Consider the following 21,986-nt stretch of genomic DNA (forward strand, 5'->3'; position numbering starts at 1 on the left):
TATTCTTCCTTTTACACTATATTGTTAATACTATTAAAATACCGGTCTTAATAAACCAAACCTGATCTACTAGTCTTCCTGCTCATTCTGCACAAATGATTCATAGATCATAAAAACCACGCCTAAGGTTATTGCTGAATCGGCAATATTAAAAACCGGCCAGTGCCAGGTCTGATAATAGACATCAAAAAAGTCGATGACATAGCCGTAAATAACCCGGTCAATTAAATTACCAATGGCACCGCCAAGGATAAGACTGAGGGAAATTGCTGATAAAGTTTCCACTGGTTTCAGGCGTTTAATCCAGATGACAATACCGACACTGATTGAAGCGGCTAGTACTGCAAAAAACCAGCGCTGCCAACCGCCCTGCTCGCTTAAAAAGCTAAAAGCAGCGCCAAAATTATGCACATATGTGATATTGAAACCTGGAAATACCGGGATAGATTGATACAAGCTCATATTTGTATCTATCCAGATTTTACTCAGTTGGTCCAGGATAACTGTCAAGACTGACAGCCAAAGCCATTTCATCATATTATTTCATTTGTAAAAGAGTCATTAAGCTAAAAGTTGTTCACATAGGATGAGCTAGGAACGAAGCGCATCTTTTGATGCTTGATGCGCTTCCTATGGTCAGCACATCCTATAAAAATCAGCTTTCGTGTAATACTTTGTCGGATTGCGCTACGCTTATCCAACCTACTCGAATATTTAAATACTGCCTGTAGGGCGTGGCTTTAGCCCGCCAATATCAAATAAACGCGGGCTAAAGCCACGCCCTACAAGTCAAGTCATAGAATTAGGCAAACTGCCGAACTTCGCCCTCGCCAGCGATATTTTCGATACAACGTCCACATAACTCCGGGTGCTCCGCATGGTTACCTATATCTTCTACATAATGCCAACAACGGACACATTTTTCATGCTCAGAGGCAATGACTTTGACCTTTATGCCCTCTAACTCTGTTTCTATCGCATCACTACTTGCATCCTGTAGCGGTACAACAAATGCTTTAGAGGTAATAAAAATAAAGCGTAATTCATCTGCCAGTTTACTTAAGACTGAAGCATATTGGTTACTACAATATAAAGTAACTTCGGCGTTTAATGAGGCACCAATAATATCGGATTTACGCATTTGCTCCAGTTCTTTACTCACTGCGACACGCACCGCCATGATTTGTTCCCAGTCTACATTCGACAGAATAGCATCTTGCGCCAGAGGAAATAAGCCCTGATACCAGGTTGCCAAATGTACCGAGTCGCTACGCTCACCCGGTATATATTGCCAGATTTCATCTGCAGTATAACAGGTGATAGGTGCCAGCCAGCGTACCATCGCTTCCATCACATGATACATCGCTGTTTGCGCTGAGCGTCGAGCCAGACTTTCTTCTTTGGCTGTGTATTGACGATCTTTGATAATATCCAGATAAAAACCACCCAGATCCATGGCACAAAAATGATGCACTTTCTGGTTAATAACATGAAATTGGTATTGGTCATAGGCTTCTATAACGTCTTGTTGTAACTGTAATGCCCGATCGACAATCCAGCGATCCAGTGCTAGCATCTCTTCAGGCTGGACACTATGCAGTGCCGGATCAAAACCATTCAGATTAGACAATAAAAAGCGTGAGGTATTTCTTAAGCGCCGGTAAACATCCGAAGTACGCTTTAAGATTTCATCGGAAACTGTCATCTCACCCCGATAATCTGTACCGGATACCCAAAGGCGTAACACATCCGCGCCTAATGATTTCATCACCGATTGTGGAGCAACCACATTACCGCGCGATTTGGACATTTTCTTACCTTCGGCATCAACGGTAAAGCCATGTGTTAACACGGACTTATATGGCGCTACGCCATTCATCGCAACTGAAGATAATAAGGAAGATTGAAACCAGCCACGATGTTGATCCGAACCTTCCAGATATAAATCAGCTGGAAAGCTAAGTTGCTCACGCTGATTTAACACGGCTTGATGAGTCACTCCAGAATCCAGCCAAACATCTAGTGTATCGGAAGTTTTTTCATATAATTCGGCTTCTTCACCCAGCCATTCTGCCTTATCTAGAGCAAACCAGGCTTCTATGCCTTTTTGTTCTATATGCAAGGCTATATCTTCAACCAGTTTATCGGTTTCAGGGTGTAATTTGCCTGTTTCTTTATGTACAAAGAAAGGAATCGGCACACCCCAGGTACGCTGTCTTGAGATACACCAGTCGGGGCGGTTTTCTACCATGCCTTCAATTCGAGCTTGCCCCCAGTCAGGTATCCATTGAACTTTTTTAATTTCTTGCATGGCTTTTTCACGCAGCTCACCTTGCTCCATGGAAATAAACCACTGCGGTGTCGCACGAAAAATGATTGGCGTTTTATGCCGCCAGCAATGCGGGTAACTATGTAATATTGCTTCGTGATGCAAGAGCTTATGCTTGCTAGTCAAAACCTCAATTACATGATCATTTGCCGAGAATACATGCTCGCCAGCAAAGAGTTCTGTATTGGGTAAAAATACGCCATTATCGCCAACCGGGTTATCGATCGGCAAACCATAGCGCTGCCCTACTACATAGTCATCCTGTCCATGTCCCGGAGCTGTATGTACCGCTCCCGTACCTGCCTCTGCGGTAACATGATCACCCAAAACAATCGGCACTTTACGATGATAAAAAGGGTGCATGAGTAATTGGTTCTCTAAAGCATCACCTTTACAATAAGCAAGCACACGGCTATTTTCCATGCCATAACGTGCCACGGCATCATTCCATAACTGACTGACTAATACCAGGCGCTCTTTATGTCCGTCTTTCTCGCACTGCACAACGACATATTCGTACTTAGGATTTAGACTCACAGCCTGGTTTGCAGGCAAGGTCCACGGTGTTGTCGTCCAGATAACGACTGATAACGGCCCTTCCCCTTCATGCTCTGGCACATGCTCGCAACTGGCAAAGAACTTTGCTTCATCGATAACTTCAAAGCGCACATCAATCGCAGGCGAATGTTTATCTTCGTACTCGACCTCCGCTTCGGCCAATGCCGATCCGCAATCTGTACACCAGTGCACAGGCTTAAAGCCTTTGCTTAAGTGTCCTTTAGCATTTATTTTACCTAAAGAGCGTACAATATCGGCTTCAAACTTATAATTCATGGTCAGGTAAGGCTCGTCCCAATCGCCCAGCACCCCCAGACGCACGAACTCATCCTTTTGCATTTTGACCTGTTTGGTCGCATATTCCCGACAAGCTTTACGAAATACTTCTGCAGAGACTTTTCCACCCGCCTTACCGACTTTCTTTTCGACCATTAACTCGATCGGCAAGCCATGACAATCCCAGCCCGGAACATAAGGGGCATCATAGCCAGACAGTGTTTTAGACTTAATGATAATATCTTTAAGAACTTTATTTACCGCATGTCCTATATGAATAGGGCCATTTGCGTAGGGTGGGCCATCATGCAAAATAAATTGCGGCTTGCCTGCAAATTCAGCGCGAATTTTTTGGTAAAGCTGCGCTTCAGTCCATTTCTTTAAGCGTTCAGGTTCACGTTGCGCCAAATTACCTTTCATGGGAAAGGCTGTTTTGGGTAGGTTGAGGGTCTTTTTATAATCGATGGTCATTGTTTATTAAATATGCATTAAAGTCTTTGCTTGTGCAGCATCCAATTGAATCTGCCGTTTTAAATCGTCCACTGATTGGAAGCGCATTTCACTCCTTATTTTATGTTTGAAATGCACTTCTACATACTTTCCATAGATATCCTGGTCAAAATTAAACAAATGTGTCTCCAATAACACTTTTGCTTCGCCATTAACCGTTGGCTTGGTACCGACGTTTGCAACACCATAGATCGGCTTTTCGCCTATGCCAGTCATGGTTACGGCAAACACACCTTGTATGGGTGTGTTTTTTCGTTGCATCTGTATATTGGCCGTAGGAAAACCGATCTTGCGCCCCAGTTTTTCGCCATGAACAACTCTACCGCACACCGAGTAATTGCGTCCTAACATTGATTCAGCAATCGCTAAATCACCATTACTCAGGGCATCTCTAATCAGGGTACTACTGACTCGACTGCCTTTAACCGAGTAAGAGGCGGTATCAATCACTTTAAAATCAAATTGCTTTCCTGCTGCTTCCAATAATGCAAAATTTCCGCGTCGGGCTTTACCAAAATGAAAATCATCACCCACTACCAGATATTTTACCTTTAAACGTTCTACTAATATTTCCTGGATGAAATATGCAGGGTCTAAATCAGCAAAGCTCTGGTTAAAATTAACGATAAGTAAATTATTAACCGGCAAATGTTTAAAGTGAATGATTTTTTCTCTTAGACGCGTTAAGCGTGACGGCGCATTATCTTTAAGAAAAAATTCCAGTGGCTGTGGCTCAAATACCATTACCACAACAGGCAAATTCAGCAGTTTACCTTTTTCAGCTAACTTGTTGATAACAACACTATGGCCTTTATGTACACCATCAAAGTTTCCGATTGTAAGCACACAGCCCGAAGCAAAGGACTGTAGCTTTTTTATGCCACGAATTAGCTGCATTCAATTATGCTTTAGAAAAAACCAGCATTTTAACATTATTATACTTCGCGCGGTCACGGATGCGGAAAATAGTGTGAGCTGATTTTTCTAGGTTGAAGTATAGTTTAGGAACGCGCACGGAATAAGTTGAGCATCTGGCGCAGGATTTTTATTCGTATTCAAGACGTAGAAACAGGCGCATAGCCAGCTACGTAACAGTTTCTACAACGCAGAAAACGGATAAAAAGACAAGCCAGTTGCTTAAGTTATTTCGTGCGCGTTCCTTAGTCACTACTTCAACTCTGCGGCTTAGCGTAAACTTGATAAAGCATCCTGCAACTCTTTTATGGACTGGGGACGATCTGCAGGGCCCAATTCCATACACCAGTCAATAATTGCCAATAATTTCAAATCAAAAGCGTCTGCATAGGCTTTTTGTGCAAGGGGGAATTCATCATTACCCACTCGGCCGGGGGCTTCCGGGGGCACATTTAAATCTAGGCAGGCACGCATACTGGCACCCACTGAGTAGATATCGGAAAATGGCCCCAAAACCCCGTTTGCAGAATATTGCTCTGGAGGCGAGAAACCTTTGCTTAATACCTGTGATTTCTGTTTTGCTTTCGTCAGGGGAAATGCCTGAATCGCTCCAAAATCGAGTAATAGTGCGCTATTATCCGGGGTAATCATTAAGTTCGCGGGCTTGATATCCAGATGCAGCATATTATGCTGATGAATCAAAGACAAGCCCTCTAACATTGAACTAAAAATATTATTTAACCACTGACTATTGATATTGATTGTTTGCCCAAGCAGTAATTTATCTAAAGTAATGCCATAAGCATAATTCATCACTAGATAAACCGTAGAATTAGCATGAAAAAAACTAACAACCTCAACAATATTCGTGTGTTTTAATGTCGCTAGGACCTTTGCTTCCTCAACAAACAGACTACGCCCATGAACAAATAATTTTTTAGTCTGCTCAGTATTTGCAACAATATTATTATTCCAGGTTCGATGCGCTAATTTACGTGGCAAATATTCTTTAATTGCCACCTGCACCTGGGTTTTTCGATGTCGTGCTAAATATACTGAACTAAACCCACCATGCGCAATCTCCCGTTCGATTATATAATCATCTACAACGGTACCAGGCTGTAAATAATTCCACTGTTTTGGGTAAGTTTCAGGATCGTAATATTCAGACATAAAACACGGAAAAAGGAGTCAGCTATAAATTATTTATACTTTGCAAAGATCACAGTAGCTACCAAATATGCTAACACGAAATCAATAAAACAAACGTAAAACCGCTTTATAATCACAACTAGGGGAGATAAAAGTTGTTAACCCCTCTGTTCTTGCGTTTGCGAATCTTGACTCTGTAAAAATCAGTGATTCTCAGTTTAAAGGTTTAACTAGAAAAATCAGTTGAGCGCGAATTTATAGTGCAAGATATTGAGTTATTATAATACTTTCAAAAAATCTTAGCTTCACCCATAGGCTAAGCGGGCATTTTTTGGAAGTGCAGTGAGATCAAGATCTTGTGCTAGAAACCGTGAGCAACTGATTTTTCTAGGTTTAAGCAATACGGGCTATTTTATTACCCTAAGACACCTGGAAACAAATAATCATCCAACTTTGTGGTCTTTTTGTCCGTCATTCGCACAGTAGAAATAGTTACGTAGTCAGCTATGCGCCTACTGCTACGGCACTAATGACAAACAAAAATCCTGCCCAAATTTTAGACGCTTATTTATTTCCAGCTGCCTAAGGCTTAGTTCTTACAAAGTTCTGCTATACTAAATTAAAAAATAACTATTCTTATCCAGGGTCGTCTGATGAAATTTAATAAAACAATTGTCTTAGCTTTATTAACCAGTCTTTGTCTATCTTTGTTTAGCATTAGCGTTGCTGCTGAAGGTAATGCGCAAGAAATGATTTATGTGGATGAAGAAAATAGGTCAGAAGTGACTGAAGATCCTTATGGGCCAAAAGTAGGCGATAAAGCACTCAGGTCTTTAGCCAACATCACACTGGGGGTGATAGAAATCCCCAAAAATATCATTATTGTAAGCAATCGATCTAACCTGCTATATGGCCTGACTGGCGGTACTGGACTAGGCATCTTAAACACAGCAGGTCGTATCTCTGTCGGTCTGCTTGATCTGCTTACTTTCCCTTTGGCCACTAAACCCATTGCTCAGCCAGTTTACCCCTGGAATAAGTATGTCGATGTGTATACTAGCTATAACAATATGTTTGTATTAGACTTTTAAGGTATAGGTCGCGCTCCTTCTTAAAGGAAAGAGCGCGCCAAAGTCAATATCTGGATGCATTCTCAACCTTCCAGCCATTTCAACCTTCAACCTTTTACTGATCTTTGGAAAATAAGCTGATTCAGTTACTGCCCCTGAGCAATCACTCGACTCAGGCCATTGGGTTCCTTGATTAATTCGATCTGCGTCTTAATACGCTCCTTGATGCCTTGAACATGAGAGATAATACCTATCGTTTTCCCTTGTGCCTTTAAGGCTTCTAGCGTTGTTACAACTGTATACAGCGTCTCTGCATCCAGATTCCCAAAACCCTCATCAATAAACAAGGAATCTATAGCTCTACCGTTGTTGGCTATTTCTGATAACCCTAAAGCCATAGCCAGACTCACTACAAAAGTCTCACCCCCTGATAACGATTTAACCGCACGCTTACTTTGTTTCTGCCTGTTATCAATAATTTCTATTGCCAAACCAAGCTCGCTCGGAATGCTTACTACGTGATATCGGCCATTTATTTTATCCAGAAAGCTATTAGTCAAAACCAGCAATTTTTCTGCTACCGCTATTTGCACTCGCCGTCTGAACACATTCTCCGGCTCAGCTGCAATTTTCTGCTGTTGTTCCTGCTTTTGTTGTACAGATAATTCCTGCTGTGCTATATGTTTAATCAGTTGCGCATTCTGTTGATGTAACTGCTGCTGCTGTTGCAGACTAGCTTTTAATGTCGCTACTTCTTGCTGTGCAATTTCCATCTGGACCTGCTTTTCTCTCAGTTTTATCACAACACTTTCCAGCGTTTCCTGAGTCGCTATATGCACACGCTCAGCATCCAATTGTTTGTCCAAGGTCTCAATTTCAGCAGGATACCGCGCAATATTATCCTGCATCTGCTGCAATAAATTCTGTATTTCTTCTTTTCGCTCACATAAATCAATCAATTCCTGAACATTGTCCAAAGATTGATAACTGGATTGCTGTAATTGCACGTTTAGGGCAGAAAGTTTCTGGCTGGAATCTAGCTCTAGTCTAGCGATAGTTTTGCCCTGTCCTACCAATTGCGCTTGCAAATCTAATTTTGCAAAATACAGCTGCGCAATCTCTTGCTCACGAATTTGCGCTAATAATGCCTGGTACTGTTGATCCTGATCATGCAATATGTCATTACTTGCCGTCACCTTAAGCTTGATCTGTGTAATCTCTGCCGATAACGACCTTTGCCTCAAACTGTAGCTCTGATAATCCTGCCGACGTTTACTAAGCAAGTCATACAGACCATCCTCTTTGCCCATTCCCGGTAATTTCTCGCCTAATTCAGTTAATAGCGCGCTAATCATCTTTGCCAGTGCACTTTCTTCCTGCATGCATTTGGCTAGTTCAGTTTCCAGATTAACAATTTCCTGTGGACGCCCCAGACCACTTTCATCCAACTCTTTCTGTTTGCTTTGTAATTTTTCACTAATTGCCTGTTTTTTGATTACCCCCACATCCAGCTTAGCTATTTCCTTCTTTTTAGCTTGAAAGCGTTTGATCAGGGCAGCGATATTTTTAAGTTCTTGTTTTTCTGTTTTTATGCGGCTTTGCATTGCTCGAGGGCTATTTACATCGAACTTATCATTCACTGCATTGAGGCGCGTACACAACGTCAACCACTCGGCTTGAACCCGATTAATTCGCTCAGCTTGCTCTGCATTTTTATCTTGTACATTGTTATAGGCTGTAGCCTGCTGAGTAATTCGTTTAACTTCGTTTTGTAAAGATTTTACCGTTGCAAACTGGTCATTCAACGCTTTTTGAGAATCATAAATATTCGGAGCCTTGCTGGTATAGGGGTGACTTAGAGACCCGCACAACGGACAAGGCGCATCATATTCCAGCTTTTTTCGATCTTCCGCTAGTTGCAGTGTAAATTGTTCACGATAGACTGCTTTTTCCAATATTTGCTGTATATTTTGCGCTGAATCTATTTGATCGTTTTTTGCATCTAATTGCCTATCTAATTCCGCCTTATCAAAATGCGCATAGCGTTTAGAAAAGCCTTTTTTAACAAACCGCTTATGTACTTTTGACAAATTCAATAATTCGACAAAATTTGCCGTGCGCTCTTGCTGTTCTTTATGTAACGCGAAGATCTCTTCAAGGCTGTGCCCATCAGCTATAAACTCCAGTTCACCCTGCAATTTTTCTAAAGATATCTTGCCACTGGTTATTTCTTTCTCTGCTACTGATAATCTTTTGAGGTTTTTTACTGAGGCTGAAGAGCTATTTTTATGGACTTTATTAAAAGCCTTAAGCTGTTTTTGTATATCAATACTTCGACTGCGTAAATTTTTTAAGCGCCCTAATTCAGGCATATTCTCAATAAGAATATGATCTTTCTTACGCTCACCCAGCCAGCTTTCGACCATTGAAAAATTCTTCTGCTTGTCTGGCAATTGAACTTCTATGGCATTTAACAATGCAGCTTCTGATTGTCTTTCTGTCTTGATTTGTGCAGTTTTAGTTTTTAAATCAGCAATCTTTTGCTGGGTAACGGCTGAGTCCTGTCTGGTCAAACTTGCTAATTTACTTTCATCAACACCATCAACAGCTAGTTTATCCTCATTTTTTTTCAAATCTTGCTGATATACCGCTTGTTGCTGTTGTGTTTGCTCTATTAAACTCTTTTTCTCAGCGACACTATCAAGGCCGGGCTTAAAGGCCATAACATCCGTTGAGTTTGCAATAGTCACTAAATCAGCTTGTGCCTGTTCTTCGCGGAGCAAATCTTCAGATTGAGCTCGCTCTAACTGACTAATATTCTGCTCTAATTTTTGCAGGCTCTGTAAGCCTGCCTGTAACTGTAGAAAACTGGTATTTTCTTGCTTTAATTCAGCAAAAGTTAACTTTTGGTCCTCTAAATCCAGCTCAGCCGCTTCACGCTGAACGTCGGTCATTAAATCAATTTCATCTAGGCGCACCTGCAAGCTCGCTAACTGCTGTTCCGCCTGCTTTGTTAAAACCTGAATCTGTTGTTTATAGTCAGCATAGATATCATTGCTGATAATACGCTCCAGCACATCTAGGCGCTCTGCATCCAGAGCATTTAAAAATGCTGCAAAATCTCCTTGTGCCAGCATAATTGAGCGACTAAAACGACGAAAATCCATCCCTGTTATTTCAGTATTGAATGCCAATACCTTATGCACTTCCTGCTCGATGACCTGCTCTTCACCATTGACATGAACCAGCTGCATTTGCGCTGCCATAAGCTGACCTTCAGGCGAGGCATCCTCTCGCTTTACCTGCCAGCTAGAGCGATATTTTTCACCGCTGATTAAATATTCGACCTGGGCAAAACACACGGCCGTATTGTTCGTCATTACATTTTCAGCAGGCTTATTAAACCGGAAAGTCTCACCATATAAAGCCAGGCTGATGGCATCTAAAATACTGCTTTTCCCGGAACCATTCGGCCCGGTAATCGCAAACACCCCGGCATCGGCAATCGGCGCTTTATCAAAATCAATTCGGGTCTCACCAGCCAGCGAATTAATATTATTAAAATAAACGTTCAGTATTTTCATAACACAATGATTTGCAAATATTTTTTCAATTCACGCAATACAAGCATCGCCTCAGGGCTGCTATCCATCAACATTGCGCCTTTATAATTTATAGAGACATTATAGATGAAAAAAAAGTATTCTAATTATTATCAGCATAATCCCTGAGTATTTTTAAAATACCTGCTTTATTGCCAACTTTGAACAAGTCTTGTATGTAAATAATTTGGGGCACTAAGACTCTCCAAATTACTTTCTGGCCGCAATTATTAGCTAACAGGGGGAAAGCAAAGAAAATGGAGTGTCTTGTTAAATGACGTAAAAAAGTCCCTGATTATGTACAACTCTCAGCCTTAGTAGAATAAAGCTTGAAACATCAGTAGGTTAAAAACCTCGTCATTCCCGAAGTCTTTTATCGGGAATCTATGCTTATCCGACTGGATTCCTGCTTAAAGCATGCAGGAATGACGAAGTATAGCTGAGAGTTATGGGTAATCAGGAAAAAGTATAACTCGGACAATGGCGTAATATCTTGATCTAAAGTAGTCGATGCATACTCAAACCCTACAAATTATATAATTTAGGACAATATAATTTTCGTATGACTATTTTTTACGAAACAGTAAGAGCAGAATTATGTGCGGGTCGTAGGAAAGGCTTCAAATAACGAGAGTGAAAATTTAATTTTTCTCTAAACCCTCGTTACTCTGCAGAAAATGCATCATAGAAAGGCTAGAACCCATTATGGGCCCGGTAACTCTATAAAAAGTTAAAAAACATTCCCGCGTTAAGCCAGCGGGAATGACAAATTACAGTTTAAAGTGATGGCTAATAAGAAAGGGGGCTTAATAACCAACCCAAAGCTTACTATCAACTAAGGGGTCATGGTTCCCATTTTCGCTATCATTTCTTCAACTTCTAAATCTGTGGGTTCTACCGTAGCGGTAATACCTTTGCCACAATGAGCAGGAAGTGGTTTTTTTACCAGATCCCGCTTTACTGTCAAACGCATGCGTTTTTTGCGAATATCGGGTTCACTCTGTGCTAGAACAGTTTTAGTCACTGGATCAATCTGATCGCACCGAGCAAGTTGAGCACCACGAACATTCAAGGTCACAAGACAGCTTTCAGGGGTAAATTTAGGTAAAGCAAAGCCCAGTTCTACGGTAATCAATTTACCCGCTGGCAAATAAGCCAGTGTAACAAGAGAGTTGGAAGCTAAGTCGTAGGAATTAACGCCCTTAAGTTTCCAAAAAACTGATTTAGTGTCTTCAGTCTTATTTTTGCTACCATAAGGAGCAACCGTCCCTTGAATCGTATCCATTCCAAAAATTGCCGCTTGATTGAAAGAGGGACTTGCTCCCATAATGGGGTTCGCGTTAAATACATCTCCACTTCTGCTTGTCGTAATCAGCGCATCACTATACGGCAAACTCATGACTGTCGTAACATCCTCTCCATCAGCGTTAGGCATAGTGACATTAACCTCAGGCCCAACAGGCAACGCTACACCAATTGCAGTTAGCCCGGTATTTTCTGTCCTACAGCTCGGATGTAGCGTTACTGTGTCACGCGCCCCTTCTGTAAATGTTGTTGCGGCCTGTAGATTTGATACTATTAAGGCACCAAAAAAAAGCGCTAGCTTTGCTATAATTTTCATTGTTTGACTCCATTATTTTAATTTTTTATTTGACAGTAAACTATGTCAAATAGAATCAAGGCAATAATCAGGCCATCTAAGATCACTTATCCAAACTCACAACGCACATTCTACCTAAATCCTGCAAGCATTATACATAATAATCCACAAAACTCCTTATTAAACAATGATATAATATCATTTTCCTGATTTCACTATCTCATTGTTTTAATGAAGCCCTCTAAAGTATCAAAATCCTCATCTCACGTAAGAAACCGTACCCGAACGGTAAAAATGACATCTACAGCACATGGATTGACAAGCCAGGCGGGACTGATTCCCGTCGTGAAATATTTAGACAGGATAGGTTTTGAAAAAACCGTAAAACAAAGCGTTCCACATCGGCGGGGTGAAAATGCAGACCATCACTTATCTGATGTGGTTCTATTGACGTTGGTTGGCATGATGGGGGGAGCAACATCAATGGCAAAGGTGACGACCGTATGGGCAGATAGCGTACTGCGCAAAGTAGCTGGCTGGATAAAGATTCCTGTTGAAACCACAATTTTACGGATCTTTAAAGAAGTAAGTGATAGGCAGATAAGCCAGTTTGAAACGCTCACGCATACTTTGCGTGGTCAACACTGGCGGCGATTGCTTCGTTCCGGAAAATCGAAAACTGGCATACAATCCGTCCAGTGGGTCGATGTCGATTCAACTGTGGACACCGTTTGTGGTCGACAAGAAGGAAGTGCCAAAGGCTTCAACCCCAAAAAGAAAGGTGCCCGTTCATACCATCCACAACGAATAAGGTTAGATTGTGATCGCGAAGCGAGCCACAATCTGAACCGTTTGTTGGACAAGCCCGGCACGATAGTAGGAATTCATTTAATGCGCTCTATGAAAATAGCTTTTTGTTGATCAGCCCGACTGATGAATCGAACCTCTGTTTTTACCTGTTTAACTGAACTTTGAGCGTTGTCCATTGCAGTCAACTCTCAAAGTCCAAGTATCGGAGCAAAATTCTGCCTTAATCTCCGATTTTAGCCCAAGCAACTCCCTCAGCATTTAATCCGCTGATAGCCTGGGTCGAAGTGTTTAAATTTACATAAGCGCTAGTGATTCCAATTGTTAAGTTGGCAAAGGCTGAAACATTATTTCCACCCTGGGTATTTGCCGACGCCCAACAACCATCGCCCCGCCACAACATTTGCAACTGAATGCCGGCCGTACTTTGAGTGCACGCAATATCTTCGTCGGGTCAAACTTTAGCAGGGAGTGAATCAACTTAATAACACCCTTGCTATTCGGATGTAAAAAGCCATAATTGCGCGCACGACGAAAGCCTTTAGGCAAAACATGTTGCAGCACCAGCCACAGAAATTTAGCCCCCGATACCGTTTTGGTTTGATAGCGTTTGGTTTTGCTGTCTTGATAACGGTAGGTTACTTTGCCATTTTGGCAGGATAAGATATCCTGTTCACGAATCACACCACGATACAGGTATCGACCCAGATATATCAATGCTTTATCGCCTGCACCGACAAACTTACAATCGACCACCCATTTTTCCGGAATAGCTGTGGGAAATGGCAACTTTTCTTCGTTCATACGCGCTAGCATCTTTGCACGAAATACTTTTGCTAGTGCTTTATGATGAAACAGGTATTTGCCTTCCTTAGTGCGCCAGAGCTTCTTGATTTTATCCACGATTGCCGCAGGCATAATGACATGAATATGCGGATGATAATTTAATTCGCGTGAGTGTGTATGTAAGACAGCAATCGCCCCGGCATCGCCTTGCAACTGCTTATCATTTTTACTAAAACTCTGTAAAGTCGCCCAGGCACAGTCAAACATCATACTGTAAAGTAACCGCGGATGCTGCCTGGCTAACGACCTTAACTGCGCAGGTAAGGTAAAGGTATTCATAAAATAATCAGCAGGGACTTGTTTTTGTACCTGTCGTTCAATCCATTGTTGACTCTCATGATGTTGACAATGCGGGCAGTTACGCTGGCCACAGGAATGAGGCACAAAGGTTTGATAGTCACAGTCTGCACAGTTAACCTGCATCACAGGACTCAGCTGTGTCCGACAGCTCTTCATGGCATGTAATGCACTGATCTGATTGGAGCGTAAACGAGATTGATACTCGCTTAAAAAGTCAGACTGAAATTGATCAATCACTGCAGCTAGGGTTATCATGAAATCTGCCCCCAGTGAATAGAAAAGTCATTGACTAACTGATTAATGTGCAGCTCTGCATTCTCATCGGTAATATCGGTCAAATGCGTATAGCGAGCCGTGGTTACTAAACTGGTATGGCCCAGAATCTTCTGCAACTCAACTAAATCAACCCCGGCTTCTAACAGGTGAGTGGCGTAACTGTGGCGCAGCGAGTGGCAGGAAATCTTTTTTTTAGTCCCATTTCTTGCGTCACAAGACGGATTGTCTTCTGGATGCCACCGCGATCAAGGGGGGATTCAGCAAGATGTGCACCTTTTAGACCCCGGGCACGGTTGGGAAATACCAGCACTGGATTTTTATGCACAGCCCAAAACTTACGCAACACCTTCAAGGTATTCACAGGCAAAGGCACAAGCCGATCCTTATTGCCTTTGGCATTGCGAATATGTACCCGCATGCGTGTCGCATCAATATCACCTACTTTCAGGCTTAAGCCCTCGCCCAAACGTAAACCTAGACTGTAAATCGTAAAATAAAAAACTCGATAGCTTAGATTACGGGTCGACATAAACAGTTGTTGTGCTTCAACCACAGTGACAATATCGGGTATACGCGTACATCGTGGTGGTTTAATCATTAGCACATCAACCCACGGCTTTTGTAGCACATGTGTATAGAAAAACTTGAGACCATAGAGATCTAGTTTCACGGCACTCCAGGAAAGGCGGCTTAAAAGAGCATGAAAATAATCCACCAGTTGATCTTGCGTTAAGTTATCCAGATGCCCCTGAAAGTGTTCCCCGATACGGCGAATAGCGCGTGAATAAGCGTCAATGGTTTTGGGTTGCAGTCCCTTAAGCTTTAAATGCTTACAGTGCTGGATATAATAATGGTTGAATTTAAGCTCTATCGATGGTGTCATAACAGTGTAACCTCATTATTGTTAGTTGGATGAGCTTACAAGTTACCTGTTATGCATATAACAGGCAATGAGGTTACACTTTAAATTTAAGGGATGCGCTGTTTTTCTCCGCGATAGCGGCTTCGTCCAACTCGCTTTTCTAGCGGAAACAAAAGAAATTTTACAAGCCTGGTTCCGGACAGGCAATGCCTTTACAAGCAATGGTGTTGTAGAATTTACCAAACAGTTACTTGCACACTTGCCCAATCGGATGCGCATTATTTTTCGCGGTGACAGTGGTTATTTTGTCGGTGATTTGCTTGAATTTCTCGATACCAGAGGGCATGGGTATCTAATAAAGGTTAAACTTAAGAATTTGAACGCATTGCTGGCCAAACAGGCCTGGACAGCCATACAAGGCCGACCCGGTTGGGAGCAGAGCGAGTTTCAATATCGTTGTGGTGGCTGGTCTCGCTCTCGTCAGTTTGTCGCGGTCAGGATAAAGCAACCTAAACAAGTGACAGGACCTCAGTCCGAGCTTTGGGATACGGCAGAATATGACTATTTTTGTTATGTAACAACTGAACCTCTATCGCCTTGGCAAACACATAAGAAGTATGGTGAACGAGCGACGTGCGAAACATGGATTGAAGAAGCAAAATCACAAATGGGTTTAGGTAAAATCAGAACGAATCAATTTCTGGCTAATGCCGCATTATTTCATTGCGCCGTTCTTGCCTACAATACCGTGCGCTGGATGGCTCAATTGAGTGGCAACAAAACGTTGTGCCAATGGGAGCCGGATACACTTCGTACTTATCTGATTCGGGTGGCTGGAAAATTACTCACAGGCAATAATCAGCTGAGAGTCAGAACACCTGCAGGTCCGCTCTATCCACAGGAATGGGATGATTGGGTTAAGGTGGGGTTACTCGCTTAACATTAACCGAAGTTAAGTCACTTTGATTAAAAGGTCATGGCACGTTGGCAGGGTGTTTATTGCCTTGGGCTCGGGGGATATCCATACGATACAAAAAATTTCCTCTATTTATGATTTAAATCTGGATATTTTGATCGGTTGGACAAAGAGGGCTGGCAAAGCGGCAGTAAAAACCTAATAACCACTTAGCTAGACAGGTTAATGAGAGTCAAAATATGGGCTTGCAGGATTTAGGTTCTATATATTATATTTATATTCAATTACTTAAAATATATTATAACGATCATTCTAATGACAATTTATTTGCGCTGATTTTTTAGTAAAAGTAGAATATACTTTCTACTGTTAAAATAGTTGTTTTGCCTAGCAAACAGGTCAGTTCACCTACAATCTAAAAAAATAATAATGTAACTACTCAGACATGCTGAGAGTAGTTACAGCAAAATAAACACTGTAGGATGGGCAAAGGGCTTCATCCGTGCCCATCAACGAAAACATGATGGGCACGTCGTACCTCCATTGCCCATCCTACAAAACGCTTGTTCTATCATGATATTTTTTATCAAATACCTGCTTCTCTGGTACCTGGCTGGAAATATACAAAAAAATCAACTTTCATTGCTTTAACCGGGTAATAAGTGCATTGGAGTCAAAAGCATCAAGGCAAGTCATTCTACACCTACCCTTCGCTTGCTTTAACCTGCCGCCTCGCAAAGTAATGTGAGACAAAACACTTGCTAGCTATACTTCCTTTATTCCAGCAAAAAATTGTGATGTCGCGGCTGATCTTCTAACACGCTTCCTTCTTCGCTTGCATCTTTCAGGTGCACACCAGAAATTTTCAAACGACAAGACTCATGAATCAAAAACATCAATTTGTTGATTGCCTGCTGATAATCTAGCCCCTGACTATGGATATTAGAAATACAATTGCGCTGAGCATCAGTATTCCCGGACTTAGGCTGGTAAGTGAAATAGATTCCCATGCTATCTGGAGAACTGAGGCCCGGGCGCTCACCAATTAAAACTACACTCATTTTTGCATTGCATATTTCACCGATCGGATCACCAATTGCCACACGAGCGTACCTAGCCAGCAAGATCGGAGCCAAGGAAAATCCCGACTCTTGTAATTTAGGAATCAATATATTCAGTAAAGCAGACGCATGATTGGCTATCGCTGTAGAAGAAAGGCCGTCTGCAACAATAATCGCAATATCCGTTGTAGCTGCTATTATCTGTGAACTCTCCAGTTTTTCTCTAGATTCTGGGCTTTGCAAGCGCCCTTTGTCTGGCCGTTGCAGGTATTCCGAATGATTTTCCACTTGTGACTGTAAGGGGATGACTGCGTGCAAAGCCGATAACTGTTGAGTTAAAGCTGCAAAATCCAGCGGGATACTGACCGCATCTCTGGCGAGTGCATGAGCAAGCTGAAAATCAAGATTGGCCTGTATGGGTAGACTGGTTCCTGCCCTTCCCAGTGCTATGCGTGCATTAGTAAATTGCTTTAATACTTGTAAGGGTTGTTTATTTGCATCACTTACGGAATTATTAGCCATCTACACCACCCTATCATGTTGTTTGTATAGGAAAGACCCACTTTACAGTTTTTTTAATGATTTAGAAAACAGAGCAGGCACTTCTCCGGGACTATATAAATGCATATTTTCATCAAAAATCTGATGTTGTTGTAGCCATTGTAAAAATTCCGGAGCGGGGGCTAATCCTAATACCTGGCGTAAATATAATGCATCGTGAAATGAAGTGGATTGGTAATTGAGCATCACATCATCCGCACCCGGAACGCCCATAATAAAAGTGCCACCCGCAACTGCAAACTGAGTGAGTAACATATCCATATCATCCTGGTCAGCTTCGGCATGATTGGTATAACAAATATCACAACCCATAGGTAAACCCAGCAATTTACCGCAAAAATGATCTTCCAGTCCTGCGCGGATAATTTGCTTACCATCATACAAATATTCAGGGCCGATAAAACCGACAACAGTATTCACCAGCAATGGTTTAAACTGACGTGCAACCGCATAAGCTCTAGCCTCGCAAGTCTGCTGATCCAGCCCATGATGTGCATTTGCAGACAGTGCGCTGCCCTGCCCGGTTTCAAAATACATACAATTATTGCCTATCGTGCCTCGGTCCAGACTTAGTGCAGCATCATACGCTTCCTCCAATAAGGCTAAATTAACGCCGAAATTTGCATTTGCCTGCTCGGTACCTGCAATCGACTGAAATATCAAATCGACAGGTGCCCCAGCATTTATCGCCTGAAGAGTAGTTGTAACATGGGATAATACACAAGACTGGGTAGGAATTTGATAGCGCTCTATGACATCGTTGAGCATTTGAATCAATACCCGAGTCGATTGCAGATTATCTGAAGCGGGATTGATGCCAATCACGGCATCGCCACTACCATATAACAACCCATCCAGAATTACCGCCGCGATACCTGCGGGATCATCTGTTGCATGATTGGGTTGTAGGCGTGTAGATAAACGATTTTTCAGGCCAATGGTATTTCTAAACTTAGTCACTACGCGGCACTTTTTAGCCACCAGAATTAAGTCCTGGATGCGCATCAATTTGCTAACAGCCGCGACCATTTCAGGCGTTAAGCCAAAAGCAATTTGCTGCAGAACTTCAGTTGTAGCCTGATCAGACAATAACCAGTCCCTAAAGCTTCCTACTGTTAAATGACTAACCGGGGCAAACGCGTGTGCATCATGTTGTTCAAAAATCAGACGGCTAACTTCATCTGCTTCACAAGGAATCAATGGTTCAAGTAAAAATTGTGTCAGTGGCACATCGGCCAGTACCCATTGAGCAGCAACGCGCTCCAGATTAGATTCTGCTGCAACCCCCGCTAGAACGTCACCCGAACGCGCTGGCGTAGCTTTCGCTAAGAGTTCGCTAAGGCCGTTGAAAGCATAGACTAAGCCTGCAATTTGCGTTTTGTAAACCATGGGTCATCACCTATTGTAGATCTAGCCTACTATACTTCGCGCGATCACGGATGCGGTTGTATAGTGAGCTCATTTTTATCGATAGCAAAGCGCTGAAACTATCGTATAGCTAGCTACGTAACAGTTTCAGCAACGTAGCTACCGGCAAAACTCAGCCGTTAGAAATCCGCAGCCGTGAACGCGCGAAGTATATGACTAAAAAATCATATCATAGCTCTACGATGATAGTGCCATTAACCTTGGGCAGACAATGTTTGTTAAACCCGAAACAATACAATTCTGCATATCCAATACTTCTGCAAATAATAATGCATGTTACAAAGCAGGAAGACTCTGAAAGTGGTTATTTAAAATGAGGGGGAATATTTAGCAATAAGGTGATGCCGTAAGGATAGGCTAAGAAAAAAACATTAGTTACTAACCTTTAACTATGTGATTTTGATTCTATGCAAATGCCTGGGAGTCTAAAATGTAGCAAATTGGATTACAAACAACTCGAATGGTGCTTCTCTATTAAAAAGAGCAAGACATGGTAATGCTGGTTGCTATGAAGATGGGGATGGGCTATGCGTTCCTTAGGAACGCGCACAAAATAACTTAAGCAACTGGCTGGTCTTTTTATCCGTCTTCTGCGTTGTAGAAACTGTTACGTAGCTGGCTATGCGCCTATTTCTACGTCTTGAATACGAATAAAAATCCTGCGCCAGATGCTCAACTTATTCCGTGCGCGTTCCTTATTTATATAAGAAACGCACGAATACTTTACTTACCTAACACATCCTTTCGTGTGCTTTCCGCAATTGCTGCAGCCTGAGCTATTAACTCACCTGGTACACCCAGCTCGGTCAGGGATGCGCCTAAGTGTTCCATAACCGCATCAAAATGAGATTCATTTAAACCCATTTTAACCAGGTGTGCATGAACCTCACGCATATCCCCGCCGGTATAACTATTAGGACCACCGAATGCCATGGTAAAAAATGCTTTCTGCTTGGCAATCTGCTCTTCCATATTGGTTTTATCAAAAAATCGATTAATACGATGATCGCTTAATACTTTACGATAAAACAACTCAACCGCTGCATCAACCGCGGCTTCTCCACCGATTTGATCATATAGACTTAGTTCTTCACTCATCTTGTTTCCTCTTTATAATTATTCTACTTTTATATTACCGATTGATATTAACAAGTATACGCATACTATGCAATTGCAGAAAGACTATTAAAACTATCTGTCATTCAAGAAAAGACCAATCAGCTCAATACCTAAATATATTTATTCCATTATTTACTTAAAAGCGAAAATCAATAATACTCGAGTCTGACTTGTCTTTTGACTCCACAGCCACACTAGAAAAACAGTTGCGTAGCCTGCTATGCGCCTGTTTTCCTAGCACGTCTGTGATGCCAAAATCCTGAGTCATACTTGCGCATAGTATTAAATCCTCGCTCCTTAGCTTCAGGTCCTTTACTTTAGCAATACAACTTTACCGATACTTGATCCACTTTCCAGTTGTTTGTGTACAGCCATAATATTTTCTGCAGAGATCTGTCCGTAGATTTCATTTAAGGTCGTTTTAAGTATGCCAGAGTCTACTAATCTGGCTATTTCATTCAACAAGTGATGTTGATCAATCATATCTGCAGTTTTAAACATCGACCGGGTAAACATAAACTCCCAGACAAAACCTGCGCTTTTAGCTTTAAGCTTATCCAGGTCATGAATTTGTTTAGTTTCCACTACACTGCAAATCATTCCCTGCGGGGCTATTAGCTGCATCATAGCATCCATGTGTAAGTCAGTATTATTAAGGCAAAGAATATAATCAGGTGCGGCAAGGCCGTTTTGCTTAAACTGCTCTGACATATCTTTATGATGATTAATCACCTGGTCTGCGCCTAGGGACAGGCACCACTGACTGCTTGCTTCTCTGGAAGCGGTAGCAATGACATTTAACCCAGCGACCTGTTTAGCCAGTTGAATAGCAATTGAGCCTACTCCACCCGCTCCTCCAATAATCAATAACTGCTTACCTCTATCCGTCTCTGGGTTAATTTTTAAGCGATCGAATAAAGCCTCCCAGGCAGTAATACCAGTCAGCGGTAAAGCTGCTGCTTCGGTAAAGCCTAGCGATTCGGGCATCCTGCCTACAATACGTTCATCGACTAATTGATGAGAAGCATTACTACCGCTACGGGTAATATCTCCTGCATAAAAAACACGGTCTCCCGGTTTAAACAGACTCACTTTTTCTCCTACGAACTCCACTACACCCGCAGCATCCCAGCCCAGAATTTTTGGCTCAAGCTGGGGGGCAGAAATACTCTTGCGTACTTTGAAATCAACAGGATTTACCGATATTGCTTCAATTGCCACCAGCAAATCATGACCTTCTGCTTTCGGAACTGGCAGGTCTATTTCTACAAAATGTCCTGTTTTGTCTACACTTTCAATTTTATAAATTATCGCTTTCATTTTTTCCTAAAGCCTTATAAATAAGTAAGGTAACGCGCAATAAATAACCCACCCATATTGCGTAGGATTTTTGTTTGTCTTCAAGGCGTAGAAATAGGCGCGTAGCTAGCTACGTAACTATTTCTACAACGCAGAAGACGGACAAAAAGACCAGCAAGGTGGGTAGGTTATTTATTGCGAGTTGCCTAGGCACTATAGCTTATAAACAAAAAAAAGGGGAGCGAAATAAATCGCCCCCCTTTTTAGTCCTTGTTAAAAACAATTGATTATTAAAAGACTTAACAAACTTACAATGACATAAAGTTAATTATTTAACATTATCAATTACATCACTATCAATAGCACTTCCTTGTGCCTTAAGTTTGCCAAAGCCTCTTAGGAACGAGAATTCAATAACACCCGAGATCTGACTTGTCTTTTGACTGTACAGCCAAAATCCTGCGTCATACTTTCGGATATTATTAAATCCTCGTCCCTT

General features: G+C 41.9%; 13 protein-coding genes and 2 pseudogenes. 3 read left to right on the plus strand and 12 right to left on the minus strand.

Annotated features, from left to right (window positions below):
- Window positions 1-69 precede the first annotated feature (69 nt).
- The 4 genes from lspA to ACQY3F_RS10500 form a co-directional block, all read right to left on the minus strand.
- A complete protein-coding gene (gene lspA, locus ACQY3F_RS10485; RefSeq protein ID WP_428354793.1) occupies window positions 70-537 on the minus strand; it encodes a signal peptidase II in 468 nt (155 codons plus the stop codon).
- Between the two features lie 265 nt (window positions 538-802).
- Window positions 803-3,634, minus strand: a complete 2,832-nt coding sequence (gene ileS, locus ACQY3F_RS10490; protein WP_428354794.1) for an isoleucine--tRNA ligase — start codon at window positions 3,632-3,634, stop codon at window positions 803-805.
- Window positions 3,635-3,640: 6 nt separating this feature from the next.
- Window positions 3,641-4,570 (minus strand): bifunctional riboflavin kinase/FAD synthetase, encoded by a 930-nt coding sequence (gene ribF, locus ACQY3F_RS10495; protein ID WP_428354796.1) that lies wholly within the window; start codon window positions 4,568-4,570, stop codon window positions 3,641-3,643.
- A gap of 288 nt (window positions 4,571-4,858) precedes the next feature.
- Window positions 4,859-5,761, minus strand: coding sequence for a serine/threonine protein kinase (locus ACQY3F_RS10500; RefSeq protein WP_428354797.1), 903 nt, complete (start codon window positions 5,759-5,761; stop codon window positions 4,859-4,861).
- Window positions 5,762-6,393: 632 nt separating this feature from the next.
- Here ACQY3F_RS10500 and ACQY3F_RS10505 point away from each other — a divergent pair.
- Window positions 6,394-6,831, plus strand: a complete 438-nt coding sequence (locus ACQY3F_RS10505) for an exosortase system-associated protein, TIGR04073 family (protein WP_428354798.1) — start codon at window positions 6,394-6,396, stop codon at window positions 6,829-6,831.
- 125 nt (window positions 6,832-6,956) lie between these two features.
- Here the strand turns inward: ACQY3F_RS10505 and ACQY3F_RS10510 are convergent, their stop codons facing one another.
- Window positions 6,957-10,394: an ATP-binding protein gene (locus ACQY3F_RS10510; RefSeq protein WP_428354799.1), complete on the minus strand. Its 3,438-nt coding sequence runs from the start codon at window positions 10,392-10,394 to the stop codon at window positions 6,957-6,959.
- An 853-nt stretch (window positions 10,395-11,247) separates the two neighbouring features.
- Window positions 11,248-12,033 (minus strand): hypothetical protein, encoded by a 786-nt coding sequence (locus tag ACQY3F_RS10515; protein WP_428354800.1) that lies wholly within the window; start codon window positions 12,031-12,033, stop codon window positions 11,248-11,250.
- Window positions 12,034-12,243: 210 nt separating this feature from the next.
- Between ACQY3F_RS10515 and ACQY3F_RS10520 the strand changes: the two genes are divergently transcribed.
- Window positions 12,244-12,933: a transposase gene (locus ACQY3F_RS10520; protein ID WP_428353770.1), complete on the plus strand. Its 690-nt coding sequence runs from the start codon at window positions 12,244-12,246 to the stop codon at window positions 12,931-12,933.
- A gap of 210 nt (window positions 12,934-13,143) precedes the next feature.
- On the opposite strand, the gene ACQY3F_RS10525 is transcribed toward ACQY3F_RS10520, so the two are convergent.
- Window positions 13,144-14,220: an IS91 family transposase gene (locus ACQY3F_RS10525; protein ID WP_428352924.1), complete on the minus strand. Its 1,077-nt coding sequence runs from the start codon at window positions 14,218-14,220 to the stop codon at window positions 13,144-13,146.
- Window positions 14,217-15,124 (minus strand): annotated as a pseudogene (locus tag ACQY3F_RS10530) (tyrosine-type recombinase/integrase). Before ACQY3F_RS10530 ends, ACQY3F_RS10525 begins: the two are co-directional and overlap by 4 nt.
- 127 nt (window positions 15,125-15,251) lie before the next feature.
- Between ACQY3F_RS10530 and ACQY3F_RS10535 the strand changes: the two are divergent.
- Window positions 15,252-16,043 (plus strand): annotated as a pseudogene (locus ACQY3F_RS10535) (IS1380 family transposase); the annotation flags it as partial.
- 752 nt (window positions 16,044-16,795) lie between these two features.
- On the opposite strand, the gene eutC reads toward ACQY3F_RS10535, so the two are convergent.
- The 4 genes from eutC to ACQY3F_RS10555 all read right to left on the minus strand — a co-directional run bounded on the left by eutC (window position 16,796) and on the right by ACQY3F_RS10555 (window position 21,508).
- The gene (eutC, locus tag ACQY3F_RS10540) at window positions 16,796-17,602 is read right to left on the minus strand and encodes an ethanolamine ammonia-lyase subunit EutC (RefSeq protein ID WP_428354801.1); all 807 of its coding nucleotides are present in this window, start codon (window positions 17,600-17,602) and stop codon (window positions 16,796-16,798) included.
- A 42-nt stretch (window positions 17,603-17,644) separates the two neighbouring features.
- On the minus strand, window positions 17,645-19,030 hold the full coding sequence (locus tag ACQY3F_RS10545; protein WP_428354803.1) for an ethanolamine ammonia-lyase subunit EutB: 1,386 nt from the start codon (window positions 19,028-19,030) through the stop codon (window positions 17,645-17,647).
- Window positions 19,031-19,792: 762 nt separating this feature from the next.
- Window positions 19,793-20,167: a group I truncated hemoglobin gene (locus tag ACQY3F_RS10550; RefSeq protein WP_428354805.1), complete on the minus strand. Its 375-nt coding sequence runs from the start codon at window positions 20,165-20,167 to the stop codon at window positions 19,793-19,795.
- Between the two features lie 333 nt (window positions 20,168-20,500).
- A complete protein-coding gene (locus ACQY3F_RS10555) occupies window positions 20,501-21,508 on the minus strand; it encodes a zinc-binding alcohol dehydrogenase family protein (RefSeq protein WP_428354807.1) in 1,008 nt (335 codons plus the stop codon).
- Window positions 21,509-21,986: the final 478 nt, after the last annotated feature.

The organism is Methyloprofundus sp. (assembly GCF_965251085.1).
Taxonomy (GTDB): domain Bacteria; phylum Pseudomonadota; class Gammaproteobacteria; order Methylococcales; family Methylomonadaceae; genus Methyloprofundus.

Bases quoted from the DNA above. Each gene is read 5' to 3' on its own strand.
- ACQY3F_RS10510 (WP_428354799.1), bottom strand. From the start codon at position 10,394: ATGAAAATACTGAACGTTTATTTTAATAATATTAATTCGCTGGCTGGT.
- eutC (WP_428354801.1), bottom strand. From the start codon at position 17,602: ATGGCTAATAATTCCGTAAGTGATGCAAATAAACAACCCTTACAAGTA.
- ileS (WP_428354794.1), bottom strand. From the start codon at position 3,634: ATGACCATCGATTATAAAAAGACCCTCAACCTACCCAAAACAGCCTTT.
- ACQY3F_RS10545 (WP_428354803.1), bottom strand. From the start codon at position 19,030: ATGGTTTACAAAACGCAAATTGCAGGCTTAGTCTATGCTTTCAACGGC.
- ACQY3F_RS10550 (WP_428354805.1), bottom strand. From the start codon at position 20,167: ATGAGTGAAGAACTAAGTCTATATGATCAAATCGGTGGAGAAGCCGCG.
- lspA (WP_428354793.1), bottom strand. From the start codon at position 537: ATGATGAAATGGCTTTGGCTGTCAGTCTTGACAGTTATCCTGGACCAA.
- ACQY3F_RS10515 (WP_428354800.1), bottom strand. From the start codon at position 12,033: ATGAAAATTATAGCAAAGCTAGCGCTTTTTTTTGGTGCCTTAATAGTA.
- ACQY3F_RS10505 (WP_428354798.1), top strand. From the start codon at position 6,394: ATGAAATTTAATAAAACAATTGTCTTAGCTTTATTAACCAGTCTTTGT.
- ACQY3F_RS10555 (WP_428354807.1), bottom strand. From the start codon at position 21,508: ATGAAAGCGATAATTTATAAAATTGAAAGTGTAGACAAAACAGGACAT.
- ACQY3F_RS10500 (WP_428354797.1), bottom strand. From the start codon at position 5,761: ATGTCTGAATATTACGATCCTGAAACTTACCCAAAACAGTGGAATTAT.
- ACQY3F_RS10525 (WP_428352924.1), bottom strand. From the start codon at position 14,220: ATGATAACCCTAGCTGCAGTGATTGATCAATTTCAGTCTGACTTTTTA.
- ACQY3F_RS10520 (WP_428353770.1), top strand. From the start codon at position 12,244: ATGAAGCCCTCTAAAGTATCAAAATCCTCATCTCACGTAAGAAACCGT.
- ribF (WP_428354796.1), bottom strand. From the start codon at position 4,570: ATGCAGCTAATTCGTGGCATAAAAAAGCTACAGTCCTTTGCTTCGGGC.